Origin of the sequence: Atlantibacter sp. RC6, from assembly GCF_014193285.1 — a bacterium.
In the GTDB taxonomy this organism is placed as follows: Bacteria; Pseudomonadota; Gammaproteobacteria; order Enterobacterales; family Enterobacteriaceae; genus Atlantibacter.
Genome location: NZ_JACHZE010000013.1, coordinates 100526 through 119227, shown reverse-complemented (window position 1 = coordinate 119227; position 18702 = coordinate 100526). Strand labels below are relative to the sequence as shown.

Below are 18702 nucleotides of genomic sequence, written 5' to 3'. Positions count from 1 at the left end.
GTAAGTAACGGTAGGGTAATGGCTGTTGTTTTCAGCACGAAAAAACAAAATTAGGAATTAACCGTGGCAAAGTGTGAATACATTTGCTTTGTCCATCATTATTAATGAGTGATATTGTTTGTGATATATAAAAAAGAAATGACTAATCTTTTTGTATAAATTTCATGAAAACATTGCAGTATTCTTAAAAGTGTTATCAATTGTAGTTCTGTGAGTATTTAAAATGACATCACCTTACCTTTAAAAATATTATTTTTCAGTTTCGCCAGACTGGAACAGTAAGGATAATCAAGGTGCGTAAAACGAAACTGGATGCAATGCGAACCCGCCAACTCCTGATTGATACCGCCATTGTGGAGTTTGCCCGGCGCGGCGTGTCTAATACCACGCTGACAGACATCGCTGACGCAGCGCACGTTACGCGTGGGGCGATCTACTGGCACTTCTCCAGTAAGGCGGAATTATTTAACGAGATATGGAAACAGCAGGAAGAGATAAAAAAAACAGCCTATTTAAATTCTGATGAGCATCCTGAACCGCTGGCGCAATTGCGGGAAATATTAAAAGCACCCTTGAAAGCCGTTGCGGTGGATCCTAAAAGTCGCGCACTGATGGAGATCTTGTATCATAAATGTGAATTTACCGCTGATATGATCTCAGAATATGAAGTTAAAAACAGTGCTTGTTTCGATAAAGAAATCTTAGCAAAAGCGCTTAAACGCTGTGTGGAAAGCGGTCAGGTTAGTGCGGCAATAAACATTGATGTAACGATTATTTTATTACAAAGTTGTATTAACGGAATAATCAGTGACTGGCTAAGCCAACCGGACGCCTTTAATCTTTTCGCGCTGCTGGAGGATTTAGTGGATAATATGTTAAAGCTGTTAACGACAGATAACCTTAAAACAACGTCGTTCCCGCCTTCACTGTTCGCCGCGATATAAAAGCGCCATAAAAAAGGCGCTTCCCCATGCCGGTTAGCGCCTTTTTATACAAGCAGTAAGCTAATCGAAATTAGTTCATGCCATATTTTTTGAGTTTCTTACGCAGAGTACCGCGGTTGATACCCATCATCAGCGCAGCGCGGGTTTGATTACCGCGGGTGTACTGCATCACCATGTCCAACAGGGGCTGTTCAACTTCAGCCAGTACCAGCTCATACAGGTCATTCACATCCTGACCGTTCAATTGAGCAAAATAGTTCTTCAGTGCCTGTTTAACCGAGTCACGCAGGGGTTTTTGGGTTACCTGATCCTGAGAGTTGACGGTAGAAACGGTTAGTACGTCAGAATTTACGCGTTGTTCGAACATAGTTCTGTTAGCTCTTTATTTCTGTTTTACACTTCATCGCTCAGTCTGCCTTCGCTGGCCGCCTTCGTTCACCTTGTCGCTTACGGTTGTAAGCTCCGTGGATTTACTCAGTTGCCGCCTCGACGCGTGTTGATTGATTTTGTGTATACGCAAAATTTTCGAAGTATGCCTCCAACGCCTCCAGCTGCTCGCTGGCGTCCTCTATGGCGTTGAATGTGCGCCGAAACTGGTCATCTGGAGCATGTTCCTGTAAGTACCAGGAAACGTGTTTACGCGCAATTCGGTACCCTTTTGCTTCGCCATAGAAGCTATGCAGTTCGCGAATATGCGCACAAAGCAAGCGCTTAACCTCTGCCAGGGGCAGAGGGGGCAGCAACTCCCCAGTGTCCAGATAATGCTGGATTTCCCGGAAGATCCAGGGTCTTCCCTGGGCTGCGCGTCCTATCATCAGGGCATCTGCCCCTGTATAGTCGAGCACGGCCCTGGCTTTAAGCGGGTCGGTAATGTCGCCATTCGCGATAATCGGAATGGAAACTTTCTGCTTAACTGTCCGAATACTGCTGTATTCCGCGTTTCCCTGAAATAAACATGCCCGGGTACGGCCATGAATCGTCAGCGCTTGAATACCGCAATCTTCCGCCAGTTGGGCAATCTCTACACAGTTGCGGTGTTCCGGATCCCAGCCGGTACGAATCTTCAGCGTTACAGGCACGTCCACTGCGTTGACTACCGCGTTCAGGATTGACTTCACCTGCTCGGGGTATTGCAGCAGGGCTGAGCCCGCCAGCTTACGATTCACCTTTTTCGCCGGGCACCCCATATTGATATCAATAATCTGGGCGCCATTTTCCACGTTGATACGCGCGGCCTGGGCCATCTCATCAGGTACACTTCCGGCAATCTGCACGGTGCGAATACCTGGCTCATCGACATGAACCATCCGGAGCCGTGATTTGTCGCTTTCCCATACCTGCGGGTTAGACGACATCATCTCGGAAACGGTCAGCCCGGCCCCCATCTCATAACACAGCGTCCTGAATGGACGGTCGGTAATTCCCGCCATGGGCGCTGCAATCAGGCGATTTCTGAGTTGGTGGTGTCCGATGCGCATGAGTTAAGAAATGACCATACTGTGCCTGCAAGGCGGCGTATATTACGCATTTTTGACGCGAGATGAAAGGCCAAACTTTGAACAATCAGAGGGTGTAGATCAAGGAATCGCCAGAGTAATAGACGGTAATGCGGAATTCTATTGATATTTCATAGCGTTAATAAAATAAGATTATTTTGTGTTCAACAACAAATTCTTATGACTTCTGGTATCAGAGCAGGAAGTTTCAGGAAACACCCCGTCTGAATTTGCTTGTTTTTCAGGCAATGAGAGCAAAATTTGCGAACTCGCTCCCATTTTTATGCCGTACCATTCAACAGGCGTGCTGATTATTCCACTACCACACGCCCATGCAGCGGTTGCACCGGACGGTTGTTATCGTGGTGCATAACCGTTTTAAATTGTTGAAGTTGCGCTTCGGACATCGTTAGCGGGTGCTTCATCACCAGCCAGGTCACACCTTCAGAGCAGGGGGGCGTGGTCAGTGAGCCGCTGAAGCGCCAGTAGGTTTTATCGGCGGGCAGCAGGGTGTTCATGTCGATTTTGGTCGTGAGTGGCGCGCTTTTGTCCGCTTGCTGAGGCATTTGCTTCCATAGCTCCGCCAGCGCCGGGTTTTCTGCGCCAATATCAAACATCACTGCGACCACGACTACATCGCCATTGTTCTCTTTATGCACCAGATGCATTTCCATGGCGGCGTGTTTGCCATGGATGGTGTTTTCGCTGGGCGCATGGAAGTGGAATTGCTGAAGATCGACCTTGATATTATCAAAATCAACGATGTTATTGGCCTTTTGATCAAAGCTGGCCTGGACAGTGTGACCATTGTTCAGTAGCGCTACCGGGCTTTGGGAATAATGCACGTCCAGCGGTGCGATATGCGCGTCAAGGGCGCTGGTAATGTCGATTGGCGACTGATTTTTACCTGCCTGGCACTCTTTAAATTCATTACTCAGTTCACCCCAATGCTCCGGGGACCCATGGCCCTCGTAACTCCAGTGGGAAGCCAAAGCCAGCACAGGCGTCAGGCCTGCGGCAATCAACAGTGATTTTGCTAAACGCATTTTCATTTCTTTCGTCCGGTGAATCTAACTTATCAGATGGTCCGCCCCGGTGAGATCGGGGCAAACCATTATAGAGAGGACGAATCAACCAGAAGGGTATTTAACGGGATAGAAGAGGGAAATGAGAACATGGCCTGAACCATGTTCCCAAAGATCAGTTTTTAACGCCGGTGATACGGCACCACTCTTCTTTTTCCACCACCGGGTCGAGGCTGAACAGTGCCTGATAGGCTTCGCAGACGCTTTCTGCCTGGGTTGCCAGCACGCCGGAAAGCCCTAACAGGCCGCCCTTAACCGGCAACACGCTGATGAGCGGCGCCAGTTCGCGCAGCGGGCCCGCCAAAATGTTGGCAACCACAACGTCAGCCTGCATCTGTTCCGGCTGGTTATGCGGCAGATAGAGTTCCAGGCGGTCAGAAACGCCGTTGCGCTGGGCATTGTCGCGGCTGGCCTGAATGGCCTGCGGATCGATATCAATACCAATGGCTTTTGCCGCCCCCAGCTTGAGTGCCGCGATGGCGAGGATGCCGGAACCGCAACCAAAGTCGATCACCGTCTTACCCGCGAGATCCAGGCCGTCGAGCCATTGCAGGCAGAGCGAGGTTGTCGGGTGTGTCCCGGTGCCGAACGCCAGGCCCGGATCGAGCATGACGTTAACCGCGTTCTCATCAGGAACCTCGCGCCAGCTCGGGCAAATCCACAGGCGTTCGCCGAAACGCATTGGGTGGAAGTTATCCATCCACTCGCGCTCCCAGTCTTTATCTTCTAACTGCTCGATTTTGTGATGGAACCCTGCGCCTAACAGCGGCTGATTTTCCAGTATCGCCACCACCTCTTTCATATTGGTTTCGGCGTCAAACAGGCCGATGATGTCGGTATCGCCCCACAGGCGCGTTTCCCCCGGCAGCGGCTCGAACACCGGCGTATCGTGGGTATCCTGAAAGGTGACGGACACCGCACCGCTTTCCATCAGCGCGTCGCCGAGCTCCTCCGCATGCGTACCGGTGGTGTTAATTTTCAGTTGGATCCATGGCATAGCGTCACTCTTTATTTATTAGCGGATGAAACAACAGCGGCTTCGGCTACCGGGCGACCAAACAGGTTGCCCAACAGGAAAGCCAGCAAACTTATCAATAACGATGGAACGATGGGGTGGAACCCCAGGTAGTGCACGTTGAACGTGGCGAGTACGGCATACAGCACGCCACCGCAAATCATTGCGCTCAACGCGCCCGCGGCGTTAGCTTTCTCCCAGTACAGCCCCAGCACCAGCGGCCACAGGAAAACGGCTTCCAGCCCACCAAACGCCAGCAGATTCAGCCAGATGATCATTTCAGGCGGACGCCATGCCGCCAGCAGCAGCAGTACGCTGAGTATCAGCGTGATCGCCGAGGACATACGCTTCAGTCCCTTTTCATTATGGATCTGATCGGGGCGAAGGTTGAGCCAAAGATCTTTAACGATCGTGGCGGATGACTGCAACAGTTGGGCGTTGATGGTCGACATAATCGCCGCCATCGGGGCGGCTAAAAAGATGCCTGCCGCGACCGGCGGCAGTACGGTCACCATCAGGGTAGGAATAACCAGATCCGGGACTTTCAGATCGGGCAACACAGCGCGGCCCAGGGCTCCGGCAAGATGCATACCGAACATCAGGATCGCCACCACAATGGTGCCAATAATCATGCCCCGATGGACGGCTTTACTGTCTTTATAGGAAATGCAGCGTACTGCGGTATGGGGCAGGCCGATCACCCCGAAGCAGACCAGTACCCAGAATGAGGTCATAAAGGCAGGAGAAAGGATGTCGCCCGCGCCTTCCGGCGCGATCAGTTTCGGGTCGATTTGCTGGAGCTTTTCCACCGCGCTCGGCAGCCCGCCAGCGGCATGCACCACGCCAACCAGCAGCAGGATGGTGCCAATCAGCATCACCATGCCCTGCATGGTGTCGTTCAGCACACTGGCGCGAAAGCCGCCAAATGCCGTATACAGTGCGATACTGACGCCGAAAATCAGCAGCCCGGTTTCGTAGGGAATGCCTGCGGCCGTTTCAAGCAGCCGTGCGCCACCGATAAACTGTACCGTCATCGCGCCGACAAACGCCACCAGCAGGCTCAGGCTCGCCAGCCACACCAGTAAGCGGCTCTGATAGCGGGCATACAGCATGTCGTTCAGCGTAACGGCGTTGTAGCGGCGCGCCAGGATAGCGAATTTTTTGCCTAAAATACCCAGCGACAGCCAAATCGCCGGCAATTGAATCATCGCCAGCAATACCCAGCCCAGCCCGTATTTATAGGCTGCGCCAGGCCCACCGATAAATGAACTGGCGCTAATATACGTGGCGGTGAGGGTCATCGCCAGCACGAAGCCGCCCATGGAACGGCTGCCGAGAAAATATTCGTTTAAAAAGCTGCCGGTAGCACGACGGCGAATCGCATAAATCGACAGTGCCATAACGACCAGCAAATACGCCACCAGCGGCAGGATCACTTCATGCTGCATTGTCGTCCTCCAGCGAAATATCCCGGTAAATCACTTTCACCATCAGCCAACACAACACGATAAAAATGAGCGGCACCAGCAGGCAGGCCATTTCAAACCAGTGAGGAAGCCCGGTGAATCCGAGGGTGGAATCAGGTAAGTAAGCAGCCACTAACCAGGCGGCGAGATAGAGAAGGGTCAGCCACAGCGCCCAGCGGGCTTCTCTGTGTGCCTGAACAAAGCGTTTGTCCATTGTCATCCCAGGTTAATCAGAAAAGCCGGGATTGTAACCTATGGGACGCAGGCGGGCATAAAAAAAGGCCGGAAGACCGGCCTTTTTTACTGATGAGCGATTACTTCTCGGCGAGGCCGAGTTTTTTCTCCAGATAGTGGATGTTAGTACCACCTTGCTGGAAGTGTTCATCGTTCATAATGCGCGTCTGCAGATCAACGTTGGTTTTGATGCCGTCGATGATCAGTTCCTGCAGAGCGTTCTTCATGCGGGCAATCGCCACATCACGGGTTTCGCCGTAGCAGATCAGTTTGCCAATCATCGAGTCATAGTATGGCGGTACGGTGTAACCGGCATAGATATGAGATTCCCAACGCACACCAAAACCGCCTGGCGCGTGGAAACGGGTGATTTTACCCGGGCTCGGCAGGAAAGTGTTCGGATCTTCGGCGTTAATACGGCATTCCACCGCATGGCCTTTCACCACCACTTCTTCTTGCTTGATTGACAGCGGCTGGCCGGCAGCAATACGCAACTGCTCTTTAATCAGGTCAACGCCGGTGATCATTTCGGTAACCGGGTGTTCAACCTGAATACGGGTGTTCATTTCAATGAAGTAGAACTCGCCGTTTTCGAACAGGAACTCAAAAGTACCCGCGCCGCGATAGCCGATATCCACACAGGCTTTCGCGCAACGCTCGCCGATGAAGCGGCGCAGTTCCGGGGTGATGCCCGGTGCTGGCGCTTCTTCAACCACTTTCTGGTGACGACGCTGCATGGAGCAGTCGCGTTCCGCCAGATAGATGGCGTTGCCCTGGCCATCCGCTAACACCTGAATTTCGATGTGGCGCGGATTTTCCAGGTATTTCTCCATGTAAACCATGTCGTTGTTGAAAGCGGCTTTCGCTTCCGCTTTGGTCATGGAGATAGACTGCGCCAGCTCGGCATCGCTACGCACTACGCGCATACCGCGACCGCCGCCGCCGCCGGAGGCTTTGATGATCACCGGGTAGCCGATGCGTTTCGCATGGGCGCGGTTCGCGTCCATATCTTCGCCCAGCGGGCCGTCAGAGCCCGGCACCGTCGGCACGCCTGCTTTCTTCATGGCGGTGATCGCGGACACTTTATCGCCCATCAGGCGGATGGTGTCGGCTTTCGGGCCGATGAAGATAAAGCCTGAGCGTTCTACCTGCTCGGCAAAGTTGGCGTTCTCAGAGAGGAAACCGTACCCCGGGTGAATCGCCACCGCGCCCGTGATTTCAGCGGCGCTGATGATAGCCGGGATATTCAGATAGCTTTTTACGGACGGAGCCGGACCGATACAGACCGTCTCATCCGCCAACAATACGTGTTTTAAATCGCGGTCCGCGCTTGAGTGCACAGCGACGGTCTTGATGCCCAGTTCTTTACAGGCACGAAGAATACGCAATGCGATCTCGCCGCGGTTGGCGATAACAATTTTATCCAGCATGTTCGCCTCGTTACTCGATGACGACCAGCGGCTCGTCAAATTCTACCGGTTGACCGTTTTCGACCAGGATAGCTTTCACTACGCCTGATTTGTCGGCTTCGATCTGGTTCATCATTTTCATTGCTTCAACGATGCACAGCGTGTCGCCAACATTCACTTTCTGGCCCACTTCCACAAACGCTTTCGCATCCGGGCTCGGGGTACGGTAGAAGGTACCAACCATTGGGGAACGTACGATGTGACCACTGATTTCAGCGACGGCTGGCGCTTCCATTGCCGGCGCGGCTGCTGGTGCGATAGCGTTAGACAGCGCAGGTTGCGGCTGTTGCATCATCGGTGCGGCATACGCTTGCTGCATCATTGGGAAACCGGTATTCGCCGGGGCGCGGCTGATACGTACCGACTCTTCGCCCTCAGAAATTTCCAGTTCAGCAATGCCTGATTCTTCAACCAGCTCGATCAGTTTTTTAATCTTACGAATATCCATGAGTGGGTTCCGTACTCTTGTTTAGTTTGAGTGTGACAGGCGTTTTACCGCCGTCTGTAGTGCATAGGAATAGCCGTCAGCGCCGAATCCGCAGATGACGCCGGCAGCGATATCCGAGAGATATGAGTGATGCCGGAAAGGCTCACGGGCATGGACGTTGCTCAGGTGGATCTCGATAAACGGAATGCTCACCGCCAACAGCGCATCACGAATGGCAACACTGGTGTGGGTGAACGCAGCCGGATTTATCAGAATGTAATCCACCTTGTCCTTTGCCTGATGAATGCGGTCAATCAACACATACTCCGCATTGGATTGCAGGTGATCCAAGGTGACGTTCAACGAGGCTGCCTGGGCTTTCAAATCGGTAACAATTTCTGCCAGCGTTTGGCTGCCGTACTTCTCAGGCTCACGCGTGCCGAGCATGTTCAGATTTGGGCCGTTTAAAAGCAGTATGTTGAATCTATCCGTCATCGTGCCAGTATCTCCTGCCAATTTCGGTGATATTACAAAATATACCTGGATTGCCTGATTGTCATCACTTGGCGGTCCGAAAACAGCCAGCTGAAAAACCAAAGTCGCACATTATAACGATTTCGTAGCAATTGGCAGCTAAATACTGGTCTTATCAGGGAAGATTATCAACCGATATCTGCGAGACCGCAGCGGAAGTGGGTAGAATTGAGCACAACTGCACAGAACCTCGCCTTATCGCCGCCATTGGCGGAACTTCTTGTAACGAAGCGCTAAAAGCACTGCCGCCAGAGCCGCATAGATGAGAGGCTGCGGGGAAAGCGTCTTCACCGACCACATATAATGAATCGGCGCGAGGATCGCCACCAGATACACGAAGTTATGCAGTTTTTGCCAGTTACGCCCCAGTTTACGCTGCATCGCTTGCGGCGACGTCAGGGCGAGCGCCAACAGGATCAGCCAGCTTATAATGCCCAATGTGAGATAAGGACGGCTCACCAGTTCCTTACCCAACAGCGCCACATTATTAATGCCCAGTTCCAGCAAGGCATAGCTGGTGAGATGCAGGCTCGCCCAGGCGAAGCACCACAAACCCAACAGCCGCCGGGTGCGGATCAGCAAGGGCTGTTTAGCGTAACGCGCCAGCGGGGAGACCAACAAGGTGGCGAGCAGTAATTTCAGAGCCATCCTACCCGTGAAGTGTTGAATATCCTTTGCCGGATCGGCGCTGAAATACCCCTGATTCGCCGCCCAGAACAGCCATACCAGCGGCAAAAACGCCGCCAGATGAAGAATGACTTTCAGCCAGACAATCTGCTTTACATTCAGACGCACTCAAAAATTCTCCCGTAAATCGAGGCCGCGATACAGCGAGGCCACTTGCTCTGCGTAACCGTTAAAAAGCAGCGTAGGCTGGCGTTTCACATCCAGAATCCCACCCGAGCCAATAAAGCGTTCACTGGCCTGCGACCAGCGTGGATGATCCACATGAGGATTAACGTTGGCGTAGAAACCGTACTCATTCGAGGCGGCAAGGTTCCAGGTGGTGGGCGGTCGTTGCTCGGTCAACGTGATGCTGACGATCGATTTAATCCCCTTAAAACCATATTTCCAGGGCACGGTTAACCTGACCGGCGCACCGTTTTGCGGCGGCAGCGCTTTCCCGTAAACTCCGACGGTCAGCATAGTCAGCGGATGCATCGCCTCATCAATGCGCAATCCTTCCACATACGGGTAGTCCAGCCCACCGCCGATAAAACGATCCTTCTGGCCCGGCATAATCTCTGGCGCGTACAGGGTTTTGAACGCGACATAACGCGCCCGGCTGGTGGGTTCAACCTGCGCCAGCAGTTTGGCCAGCGGGAATCCAATCCACGGCACCACCATGGACCAGGCCTCCACGCAGCGCATCCGGTAAATACGCTCTTCCAGCGGGAAGCGATGATGTAAATCGTCATACTCCAGGGTCAGCGGTTTGGCGACTTCACCATTGATTTTTAATTGCCAGGGATTAACAGGCAAACTACCGGCATTGGCGGCCGGATCGGCTTTATCGAGGCCAAATTCATAGAAGTTGTTATAGCCGGTGACTTTATCTTCCGGGGTGAGCGCCAGCGTGCTTTGCCACTGCTGCGGCTTGCTGAATTCCAGCGGTTTTCCGGCGGGGGCGGGTGGGCGATCGTTACCCTTAAACCACGACAGTATATCCGCCTGCGCGGCACCGGGCAGGGATAACGCGGCGGCGCCAAGACCCAACGCCTGAAGAACCTGGCGGCGCTTCATCATAAATACCGATTCGGGAGTAATATCGGCTTCGGTCAGCCGGGTGGGCTTTTTCATGGCATGCTCCTTGACGTAGTCATTAAGCATGACGAAAAAATGGGGTTACGGCGAATTTGTCACAAAAAATTGAACAGAGGGGCGCGTAGCCCCTCACGAACTTAACGGATTTTAACGAGGGTACGGCCCTGAATGGCATTATTCATAATGTCGTTAGCCAGACGCGGCGCTTCCGCCAGCGGGATTTCGCTGGTGGCTTGTTCATAGAATGAAGCAGGCAAATCGCGAACCAGACGCTGCCAGGCTTCGGCGCGGCGTTCGGCAGGCGTCATCACGGAATCGACCCCCTGGAGGCGGACATTGCGCAGGATAAACGGCATCACGGTGGTCGGTAACCCGAAACCACCCGCCAGACCGCACGCCGCGACGCAGCCGCCGTAGTTCATCTGCGCCAGCACTTTGGCCAGCACTTTATCGCCAACGGTATCGACCGCGCCTGCCCACACCTGTTTTTCCAGCGGACGGGTTTCGGCAAACTCGTCGCGGCCCAGAATGCGGTTTGCGCCCAGTTTACGCAGATAGTCATGGGTGCTTTCCCGACCGGACACGGCGGCAACCTGGTAACCCAACTTATGCAGCAACGCGACCGCCGTACTGCCTACGCCGCCGCTGGCCCCGGTCACTACCACTTCACCGCTTTGCGGCGTGATACCGGCCTCTTCCAGCGCCATCACGCACAGCATCGCGGTGAAACCGGCCGTACCGATAATCATCGCTTTACGGCCATCCAGCCCTTCGGGCATTGCCACCAGCCAGTCGCCGTTGACCCGGGCCATCTGCGACAGGCCGCCCCAATGGTTTTCACCCACGCCCCAGCCGGTCAACAGCACGGCCTGGCCTGCATGAAAGCGCGGGTCTTCGCTGTGGCGCACCCGGCCTGCGAAATCGATGCCCGGCACCATGGGGAAGTTACGAATAATTTTACCTTTTCCGGTAATGGCGAGCGCATCTTTATAATTGAGGCTGGACCAGTCAATATCGACGGTGACGTTTCCTTCGGGGAGCTGGTTTTCATCAATTGTTTTTACAGCGGAAATCGTTTTTCCATCTTGCTGATCGAGAATCAAAGCTTGCATGTCTACTACTCCTTACCGGGTCGTTAGCATTGGAAAATAATTGTTGAAGACTATACTCGCTTATTGAAACGCAATGCCGATTTAACGCAATAAATCCTGTTAAACCTGACGTCGTTTGCTACTATGCGCGGCTCTGGCTAATTAGTTAGCACTCACTTTACTGTCGCGAGGACAACCCTCAAAGGTTGCTGGTATCACCCCACTACGGAGTTAACTCAAGGATGCGATTAACGACGAAATTCTCTGCCTTTGTTACCTTGCTGACCAGCCTGGCGATTCTGGTCACGCTCTTCGGCTGCGCCGCCAGTTTCTATAACTCTGTTCATTATAAGCTGGAGAAACGCATCTCCGCCGTGGTGACGGTGATTGACCATGAGCTACTTATCAATACGCCGGAAGCACTGGCTCCTCGCCTGACGGGCATGATGGCGCCCGTTGATATCTCGCAGATCGAATTTATTAAAGATGGGCATACGCTGGTTGAGGTGAAAGCGCCGCATACCTACCGCCAACTGGGCGGCGCAGAGCGGTGGCGCAGCGAATCCTTTAACCTACTCAAAAACCCTGGCATGACGGTGCGCGTCACCTGGAGCGATCCGGTAGTCAACTACTTCCGCTCTGTGTTCACGACCGCGCCGCTGAGCATCGCGATTATCTTTATGGTCGTCATGATATTTCTGGGCGGACGCTGGATTAAGCGCCAGCTTTCCGGTCTGGAGCTGCTGGAAACGCGGGCCAGCCGGATCCTCAACGGCGAGCGCGGCAACCGGGTGCGCGGCTCGATGCATGAGTGGCCGACACGCGCCAGCAGCGCGATGGATATTTTGCTGCTGGATATTCAGCATGCCAGCGAACAGCGCAACCGTATGGATACGTTGATCCGCGCTTTTGCGGCGCAGGATTCGAAAACCGGCCTGAGCAACCGGCTGTTTTTCGATAACCAGCTCGCGACGCTGCTGGAAGATCAGGAGAGTGCGGGCGCGCATGGCGTGGTGATGATGATGCGCCTGCCGGATTTCGATACCCTGCGCGAAACCTGGGGCAAGTCGGCGGTGGAAGAGTACCTCTTCAATCTGATTAATATGTTTTCTACCTTTATTATGCGCTACCCCGGCGCGCTGCTGGCTCGCTACTTTCGCAGCGATTTTGCCGTGCTGCTGCCTCATCGCACACTCAAAGAAGCGGAAGGCATTGCCAGCCAGTTGCTGAACGCCGTGGATGCTCTGCCGCCCACGCGGATGCTGGACAGCGCCGACATGCTGCATATCGGCATTTGCGCGTTTCGGGGCGGCCAGACCATCGAAAGCGTCATTGAAAGCGCCCAGGTCGCGACGCGCAACGCCGTATTACAGGGCGGAAACGGCTGGTCGGTGTATGACGAATCGTTGCCGGAGAAAGGGCGCGGCAACGTACGCTGGCGCACGCTGATCGAAAACGCCCTGCAGCGCGGCGGCCCGCGGTTCTATCAAAAACCCGCCGTGACGCGCGAGGGCTGGGTGCATCACCGGGAACTAATGTGCCGTATTTTCGATGGCAAAGAAGAGGTGCTGGCGGCGGAATTTATGCCGATGGTGATCCAGTTTGGCCTTGCCGAGCAGTACGATCGACAGATTATTACCCGCGTCATCCCTTTTTTACGCTTCTGGCCGGAAGAAACCCTGGCGGTTCCCGTGTCTGTGGAGTCGCTGATCCGGCCGCCATTCCAGCGCTGGCTGCGCGATACGCTGATGCAGTGTGAAAAATCGCAAAGAAAACGCATTCTTTTTGAACTTGCAGAGGCGGATGTTTGTCAACACATCAACCGTTTACAACCGGTTGTACGATTAATCCAGGCGCTGGGTGCGCGTATCGGCGTGGTGCAGGCCGGATTAACCGTGGTCAGCACCGCGTACATTAACGATCTCAATGTCGAGGTGGTGAAGCTCCATCCGGGGCTGGTGCGCAATATTGAAAAGCGTACAGAAAATCAACTGTTTGTGAAGAGTCTGGTAGAGGCTTGCAGCGGTACGCAAGCCCAGTTATTTGCGGCGGGCATTCGGAGCCGAAGTGAATGGCAGACCCTGGTGGAATACGGCGTGACGGGCGGTCAGGGCGATTTCTTCTCGGCCTCGCAACCCCTGGATACCAGCGTGAAAAAATATTCTCAAAGATTCTCGGTTTGACCTGCCGTTTAGCCAGATTTCACGTAGAATAACGCGCGCTGCATCTTAAGGGGGCGAGTGCGCCTGCCGGCCAGATTCACGCAGCAAATATACAGCCAGTTTATAACCTCTTTGAGTTATGAATACCCCGTCGTGATCGATGCGTTTAGCCGGATGATGAGGGGCGAGCCATACGCTTCCCAAAGAGGAAAGAAACGGCACTTTTTTCACCGTCGCAGAACATTTTTTGCGCCTTGTCGCTGCGTCGTGTGGTTGGTAAAGTAAGCGGATTTTGTTTTCCGCCCCAGCTTTCAGGATTATCCCTTAGTATGTTGAAAAAATTTCGTGGCATGTTTTCCAATGACCTGTCCATTGACCTGGGTACCGCGAATACCCTCATTTATGTAAAAGGACAAGGCATCGTACTGAATGAGCCTTCCGTTGTGGCCATTCGTCAGGACCGCGCAGGCTCGCCGAAAAGCGTTGCCGCCGTCGGTCATGATGCGAAACAAATGCTGGGCCGTACGCCTGGCAACATCGCGGCGATTCGCCCGATGAAAGACGGCGTTATCGCCGACTTCTTTGTCACGGAAAAAATGCTGCAACACTTTATTAAACAAGTGCACAGCAACAGTTTTATGCGTCCTAGCCCGCGTGTGCTGGTGTGTGTGCCGGTTGGCGCGACCCAGGTAGAACGCCGCGCTATCCGCGAATCCGCGCAGGGCGCGGGTGCACGTGAAGTGTTCCTGATTGAAGAACCCATGGCGGCCGCCATCGGTGCCGGGTTGCCGGTTTCCGAAGCCACCGGTTCTATGGTGGTGGATATCGGTGGCGGTACCACCGAAGTCGCGGTTATTTCCCTGAACGGCGTGGTGTATTCCTCCTCCGTACGTATCGGCGGCGACCGCTTTGACGAAGCCATCATCAACTATGTGCGTCGTAACTATGGCTCGCTGATCGGCGAAGCCACCGCAGAGCGTATCAAGCATGAAATCGGTTCCGCCTATCCGGGTGATGAAGTGCGTGAAATCGAAGTGCGCGGTCGTAACCTGGCAGAAGGCGTGCCGCGCGGCTTTACGCTCAACTCCAACGAAATTCTCGAAGCGCTGCAAGAGCCGTTGACCGGCATCGTGAGCGCCGTGATGGTTGCGCTTGAACAGTGCCCGCCGGAGCTGGCGTCTGATATCTCCGAGCGCGGAATGGTGCTCACCGGCGGTGGCGCACTGCTGCGTAACCTTGACCGTCTACTGATGGAAGAAACAGGCATTCCGGTAGTGGTCGCGGAAGATCCATTGACCTGCGTAGCCCGCGGCGGCGGCAAGGCACTGGAAATGATCGATATGCACGGCGGCGACTTGTTCAGCGAAGAGTAATCAGCCGCAGGTAAGGGCAGCCGCAAGGTCTGCCCTTTTCTTGCAGCCGAGGAATACGCATAGCCTATGAAGCCAATTTTTAGCCGTGGCCCGTCGCTACAGTTTCGCCTGATCCTGGCGGTTCTGGTGGCGCTTGGTGTCATTATCGCCGACAGCCGCCTCGGTACGTTCAGCCAGATTCGAACGTACATGGATACCGCCGTCAGTCCCTTCTACTTTGTTTCAAACGGTCCACGTCAATTACTGGACAACGTGTCTCAAACTCTGGCGTCACGCGATCAACTTGAGTTAGAAAACCGGGCGTTGCGCCAGGAATTATTGTTAAAGAACAGCGAAATTTTGTTGCTGGGCCAGTATCGCCAGGAAAACGCCCGTTTGCGCGAACTGCTGGGCTCTCCGCTGCGTCAGGACGAGCAGAAAATGGTGACCCAGGTGATTTCCACCGTTAACGATCCCTATAGCGATCAGGTGGTTATCGACAAAGGCAGCGTCAATGGCGTGTATGAAGGCCAACCGGTGATCAGCGACAAAGGCGTCGTGGGCCAGGTGGTCGCGGTGGCGAAACTTACCAGCCGCGTACTGCTGATTTGTGATGCGACCCATGCGCTGCCGATCCAGGTGTTGCGTAACGATATCCGCGTGATTGCCGCAGGCAATGGTTGCACCGACGATTTACAGCTTGAACATCTCCCGGCGAACACCGACATTCGCGTCGGCGATGTACTGGTTACCTCCGGCCTGGGCGGCCGTTTCCCGGAGGGTTATCCGGTTGCGGTGGTTTCTTCGGTGAAACTGGATACCCAGCGGGCCTATACCGTGATTCAGGCGCGTCCGACTGCGGGTCTCCAGCGTTTACGCTATTTACTGCTGCTGTGGGGGGCCGACCGCAACGGCGCCAATCCGATGACGCCGGAAGAGGTACATCGCGTGGCGAATGAGCGTCTGATGCAGATGATGCCGCAAGTGCTGCCGTCGCCGGATGCGATGGGGCCGCCTGCGCCGGTGCCTGCGCCAGCTACCGGGATCACCCAGCCCGCGCCTGCTGCGCCTGGCGCTGCGGGAGGGCAATAGTGGCGAGTTATCGAAGTCAGGGACGTTGGGTTATTTGGCTCTCTTTCCTTATCGCCTTGTTATTGCAAATAATGCCCTGGCCGGATGACATCCTCGCTTTCCGGCCTGACTGGGTATTATTGATCCTGCTTTACTGGATCCTGGCGCTGCCGCACCGCGTAAATGTCGGTACAGGATTCGTGATGGGTGCCATACTGGATCTCATTAGTGGCTCTACGTTGGGCGTTCGCGCCCTGTCGCTGTGCATCATTGCCTATCTGGTGGCGCTTAAATATCAGCTCTTCAGGAATCTGGCGCTCTGGCAACAGGCACTGGTGGTGATCTTACTTTCACTGGCGTCGGATATTATTGTTTTCTGGGCTGAATTTTTAGTGATCAACGTCTCTTTCAAGCCGGAAGTGTTCTGGAGTAGTGTAGTGAACGGCATACTCTGGCCATGGCTTTTCCTGTTGATGCGTAAAATTCGCCAGCAGTTTGCAGTGCAATAAGAGGGAATATGTCAGCGATTTATCTCGCCTCAGGCTCGCCGCGTCGGCAGGAACTGTTAACCCAGTTGGGCGTTGAGTTTGAACGCATCGTCACAAACGTGGAAGAACGCCGCCAGCCGCAGGAAAGCGCGCAGCATTACGTGGTACGTCTGGCGCGCGATAAAGCCCAGGCGGGCGTGGCGCAGGCACCGCGCGATTTGCCGGTGCTGGGCGCGGATACGATTGTGATCCTCAATGGCGATGTGCTGGAAAAACCGCACTCGCCGGACGAAGCCTGCGCGATGCTGCACCGGCTCTCTGGCCAGACGCATCAGGTGATGACGGCGGTGGCCATCGCCGATCGCCAACATATCATGGATTGCCTGGTCGTCACGGAAGTGACATTCAGAGTCCTGTCGCAACAGGATATCGCCGGTTATGTCGCCAGCGGTGAACCTATGGATAAAGCAGGTGCATACGGTATTCAGGGGCTGGGTGGCTGTTTCGTCAGGAAGATTAATGGCAGCTATCACGCCGTAGTCGGCTTACCGCTGGTGGAAACGTATGAGTTGCTGAGTAACTTTAACTCACTGCGTGAAGGATAGAAGAGAACATGACGGCTGAACTGTTAGTAAACGTGACCCCTTCAGAAACCCGGGTGGCGTATATCGATGGCGGGATCCTTCAGGAAATTCACATCGAACGGGAAGCGCGCCGCGGGCTCGTAGGGAATATCTACAAAGGTCGCGTCAGCCGGGTTCTGCCGGGTATGCAGGCGGCATTTGTCGATATTGGTCTGGAGAAGGCCGCGTTTCTGCACGCGTCGGACATCATGCCGCACACCGAATGCGTAGCGGGTGAAGAGCAGAAAAACTTCACCGTCCGCGATATTTCCGAACTGGTCCGCCAGGGCCAGGACTTAATGGTGCAGGTAGTGAAAGATCCGCTCGGCACCAAAGGCGCTCGCCTGACCACCGACATCACCTTGCCGTCCCGCTATCTGGTGTTTATGCCAGGTGCGTCGCACGTGGGCGTCTCCCAGCGTATCGAAAGTGAATCCGAGCGCGACCGCTTGAAAAAGGTGGTGGCGGAGTATTGTGATGAGCAGGGCGGTTTTATTATTCGCACTGCGGCGGAAGGCGTTTGTACCGAGGATTTGGCTTCTGACGCGGCGTACCTGAAACGCGTCTGGACCAAGGTGATGGAGCGTAAAAAGCGCCACCAGACACGCTATCAGCTATACGGAGAACTGGCGCTGGCCCAGCGCGTGCTGCGCGATTTCGCCGACACCTCGCTGGATAAAATCCGCGTCGATTCCCGTCTGACTTATGACATGCTGCTGGAGTTTACGGCGGAATACATCCCTGAGATGACCAGCAAGCTGGAGCACTACACGGGCCGCCAGCCGATTTTCGATCTCTATGATGTCGAGAATGAAATCCAGCGCGCGCTGGAGCGCAAAGTCGAGCTGAAGTCCGGTGGCTATCTGATCATCGATCAGACCGAAGCCATGACCACTGTGGATATCAATACCGGCGCTTTTGTCGGGCATCGTAATCTCGACGATACTATCTTTAATACCAACATCGAAGCGACGCAGGCGATTGCCCGTCAGCTGCGGTTGCGTAATCTGGGTGGCATTATCATTATTGATTTTATCGATATGAATAATGAAGACCACCGCCGCCGGGTGTTGCACTCGCTGGAGCAGGCGCTGAGCAAAGACCGGGTGAAAACCAGCATCAACGGGTTCTCTCAACTGGGGCTGGTGGAGATGACTCGCAAGCGTACCCGTGAAAGCGTCGAGCATGTACTGTGTAACGAATGCCCGACCTGCCATGGTCGCGGCACGGTAAAAACCGTTGAAACTGTGTGCTACGAAATCATGCGCGAAATTGTGCGCGTGCATCATGCGTATGAGTCCGATCGCTTCCTGGTGTACGCTGCGCCGGCAGTGGCGGAAGCGCTAAAAAGCGAAGAGTCCCATGCGCTGGCCGAGGTGGAGATTTTTGTGGGCAAGCAGGTCAAAGTGCAAATTGAACCGCTCTATAACCAAGAGCAATTTGACGTCGTTATGATGTAACCCGGTGCAGGTAACCTACGC

General features: G+C 54.3%; 18 protein-coding genes and 1 pseudogene. 7 read left to right on the top strand and 12 right to left on the bottom strand.

Annotation, left to right across the window (positions count from 1 at the left end; all coding sequences use genetic code 11):
• The first annotated feature begins 293 nt into the window (after positions 1-293).
• Positions 294-944 (top strand): TetR family transcriptional regulator, encoded by a 651-nt coding sequence (locus FHW74_RS21275; protein WP_183172303.1) that lies wholly within the window; start codon positions 294-296, stop codon positions 942-944.
• Between the two features lie 70 nt (positions 945-1014).
• Here FHW74_RS21275 and fis read toward each other — a convergent pair whose 3' ends face one another.
• The 12 genes from fis to FHW74_RS21215 form a co-directional block, all read right to left on the bottom strand.
• Positions 1015-1311, bottom strand: a complete 297-nt coding sequence (gene fis / locus FHW74_RS21270; protein ID WP_000462905.1) for a DNA-binding transcriptional regulator Fis — start codon at positions 1309-1311, stop codon at positions 1015-1017.
• A gap of 103 nt (positions 1312-1414) precedes the next feature.
• Positions 1415-2422: a tRNA dihydrouridine synthase DusB gene (dusB, locus tag FHW74_RS21265; protein WP_183172302.1), complete on the bottom strand. Its 1008-nt coding sequence runs from the start codon at positions 2420-2422 to the stop codon at positions 1415-1417.
• Positions 2423-2751: 329 nt separating this feature from the next.
• Positions 2752-3492 carry a carbonic anhydrase gene (locus tag FHW74_RS21260; protein WP_183172301.1) on the bottom strand — a complete coding sequence of 247 codons (741 nt, stop codon included), beginning with the start codon at positions 3490-3492 and terminating at the stop codon, positions 2752-2754.
• 148 nt (positions 3493-3640) lie between these two features.
• The gene (prmA, locus tag FHW74_RS21255) at positions 3641-4522 is read right to left on the bottom strand and encodes a 50S ribosomal protein L11 methyltransferase (RefSeq protein WP_183172300.1); all 882 of its coding nucleotides are present in this window, start codon (positions 4520-4522) and stop codon (positions 3641-3643) included.
• 11 nt (positions 4523-4533) lie between these two features.
• A complete protein-coding gene (gene panF, locus FHW74_RS21250; protein ID WP_183172299.1) occupies positions 4534-5988 on the bottom strand; it encodes a sodium/pantothenate symporter in 1455 nt (484 codons plus the stop codon).
• Positions 5978-6220: a YhdT family protein gene (locus tag FHW74_RS21245; protein ID WP_125292979.1), complete on the bottom strand. Its 243-nt coding sequence runs from the start codon at positions 6218-6220 to the stop codon at positions 5978-5980. Before FHW74_RS21245 ends, panF begins: the two co-directional genes overlap by 11 nt.
• A 100-nt stretch (positions 6221-6320) precedes the next feature.
• Positions 6321-7670 (bottom strand): acetyl-CoA carboxylase biotin carboxylase subunit, encoded by a 1350-nt coding sequence (accC, locus tag FHW74_RS21240; RefSeq protein ID WP_183172298.1) that lies wholly within the window; start codon positions 7668-7670, stop codon positions 6321-6323.
• Positions 7671-7680: 10 nt separating this feature from the next.
• A complete protein-coding gene (gene accB / locus FHW74_RS21235) occupies positions 7681-8157 on the bottom strand; it encodes an acetyl-CoA carboxylase biotin carboxyl carrier protein (RefSeq protein ID WP_183172297.1) in 477 nt (158 codons plus the stop codon).
• A gap of 21 nt (positions 8158-8178) precedes the next feature.
• A complete protein-coding gene (aroQ, locus tag FHW74_RS21230; protein WP_183172296.1) occupies positions 8179-8631 on the bottom strand; it encodes a type II 3-dehydroquinate dehydratase in 453 nt (150 codons plus the stop codon).
• A gap of 234 nt (positions 8632-8865) precedes the next feature.
• Positions 8866-9465: a protein-methionine-sulfoxide reductase heme-binding subunit MsrQ gene (gene msrQ, locus FHW74_RS21225; protein WP_183172295.1), complete on the bottom strand. Its 600-nt coding sequence runs from the start codon at positions 9463-9465 to the stop codon at positions 8866-8868.
• Positions 9466-10470: a protein-methionine-sulfoxide reductase catalytic subunit MsrP gene (gene msrP / locus FHW74_RS21220; RefSeq protein WP_183172294.1), complete on the bottom strand. Its 1005-nt coding sequence runs from the start codon at positions 10468-10470 to the stop codon at positions 9466-9468. It abuts the gene before it with no gap.
• A 101-nt stretch (positions 10471-10571) separates the two neighbouring features.
• Complete coding sequence (locus FHW74_RS21215; RefSeq protein ID WP_183172293.1) at positions 10572-11546, bottom strand: MDR family oxidoreductase; 975 nt, start codon at positions 11544-11546, stop codon at positions 10572-10574.
• Positions 11547-11767: 221 nt separating this feature from the next.
• Between FHW74_RS21215 and csrD the strand changes: the two genes are divergently transcribed.
• The 6 genes and pseudogenes from csrD to rng all read left to right on the top strand — a co-directional run bounded on the left by csrD (position 11768) and on the right by rng (position 18681).
• A complete protein-coding gene (gene csrD / locus FHW74_RS21210; RefSeq protein WP_183172292.1) occupies positions 11768-13708 on the top strand; it encodes an RNase E specificity factor CsrD in 1941 nt (646 codons plus the stop codon).
• A 308-nt stretch (positions 13709-14016) separates the two neighbouring features.
• Positions 14017-15060 carry a rod shape-determining protein MreB gene (mreB, locus tag FHW74_RS21205; protein ID WP_000913396.1) on the top strand — a complete coding sequence of 348 codons (1044 nt, stop codon included), beginning with the start codon at positions 14017-14019 and terminating at the stop codon, positions 15058-15060.
• Between the two features lie 66 nt (positions 15061-15126).
• Positions 15127-16131, top strand: coding sequence for a rod shape-determining protein MreC (gene mreC, locus FHW74_RS21200; protein ID WP_183172291.1), 1005 nt, complete (start codon positions 15127-15129; stop codon positions 16129-16131).
• On the top strand, positions 16131-16619 hold the full coding sequence (gene mreD, locus FHW74_RS21195) for a rod shape-determining protein MreD (RefSeq protein WP_183172290.1): 489 nt from the start codon (positions 16131-16133) through the stop codon (positions 16617-16619). The genes mreC and mreD overlap by 1 nt, the downstream gene beginning before the upstream one ends.
• A gap of 8 nt (positions 16620-16627) precedes the next feature.
• Positions 16628-17222, top strand: a pseudogene (locus FHW74_RS21190) (nucleoside triphosphate pyrophosphatase).
• Positions 17212-18681 (top strand): ribonuclease G, encoded by a 1470-nt coding sequence (gene rng, locus FHW74_RS21185; protein WP_183172288.1) that lies wholly within the window; start codon positions 17212-17214, stop codon positions 18679-18681. The pseudogene FHW74_RS21190 and the gene rng overlap by 11 nt, the downstream one beginning before the upstream one ends.
• The last annotated feature ends 21 nt before the right edge of the window (positions 18682-18702 follow it).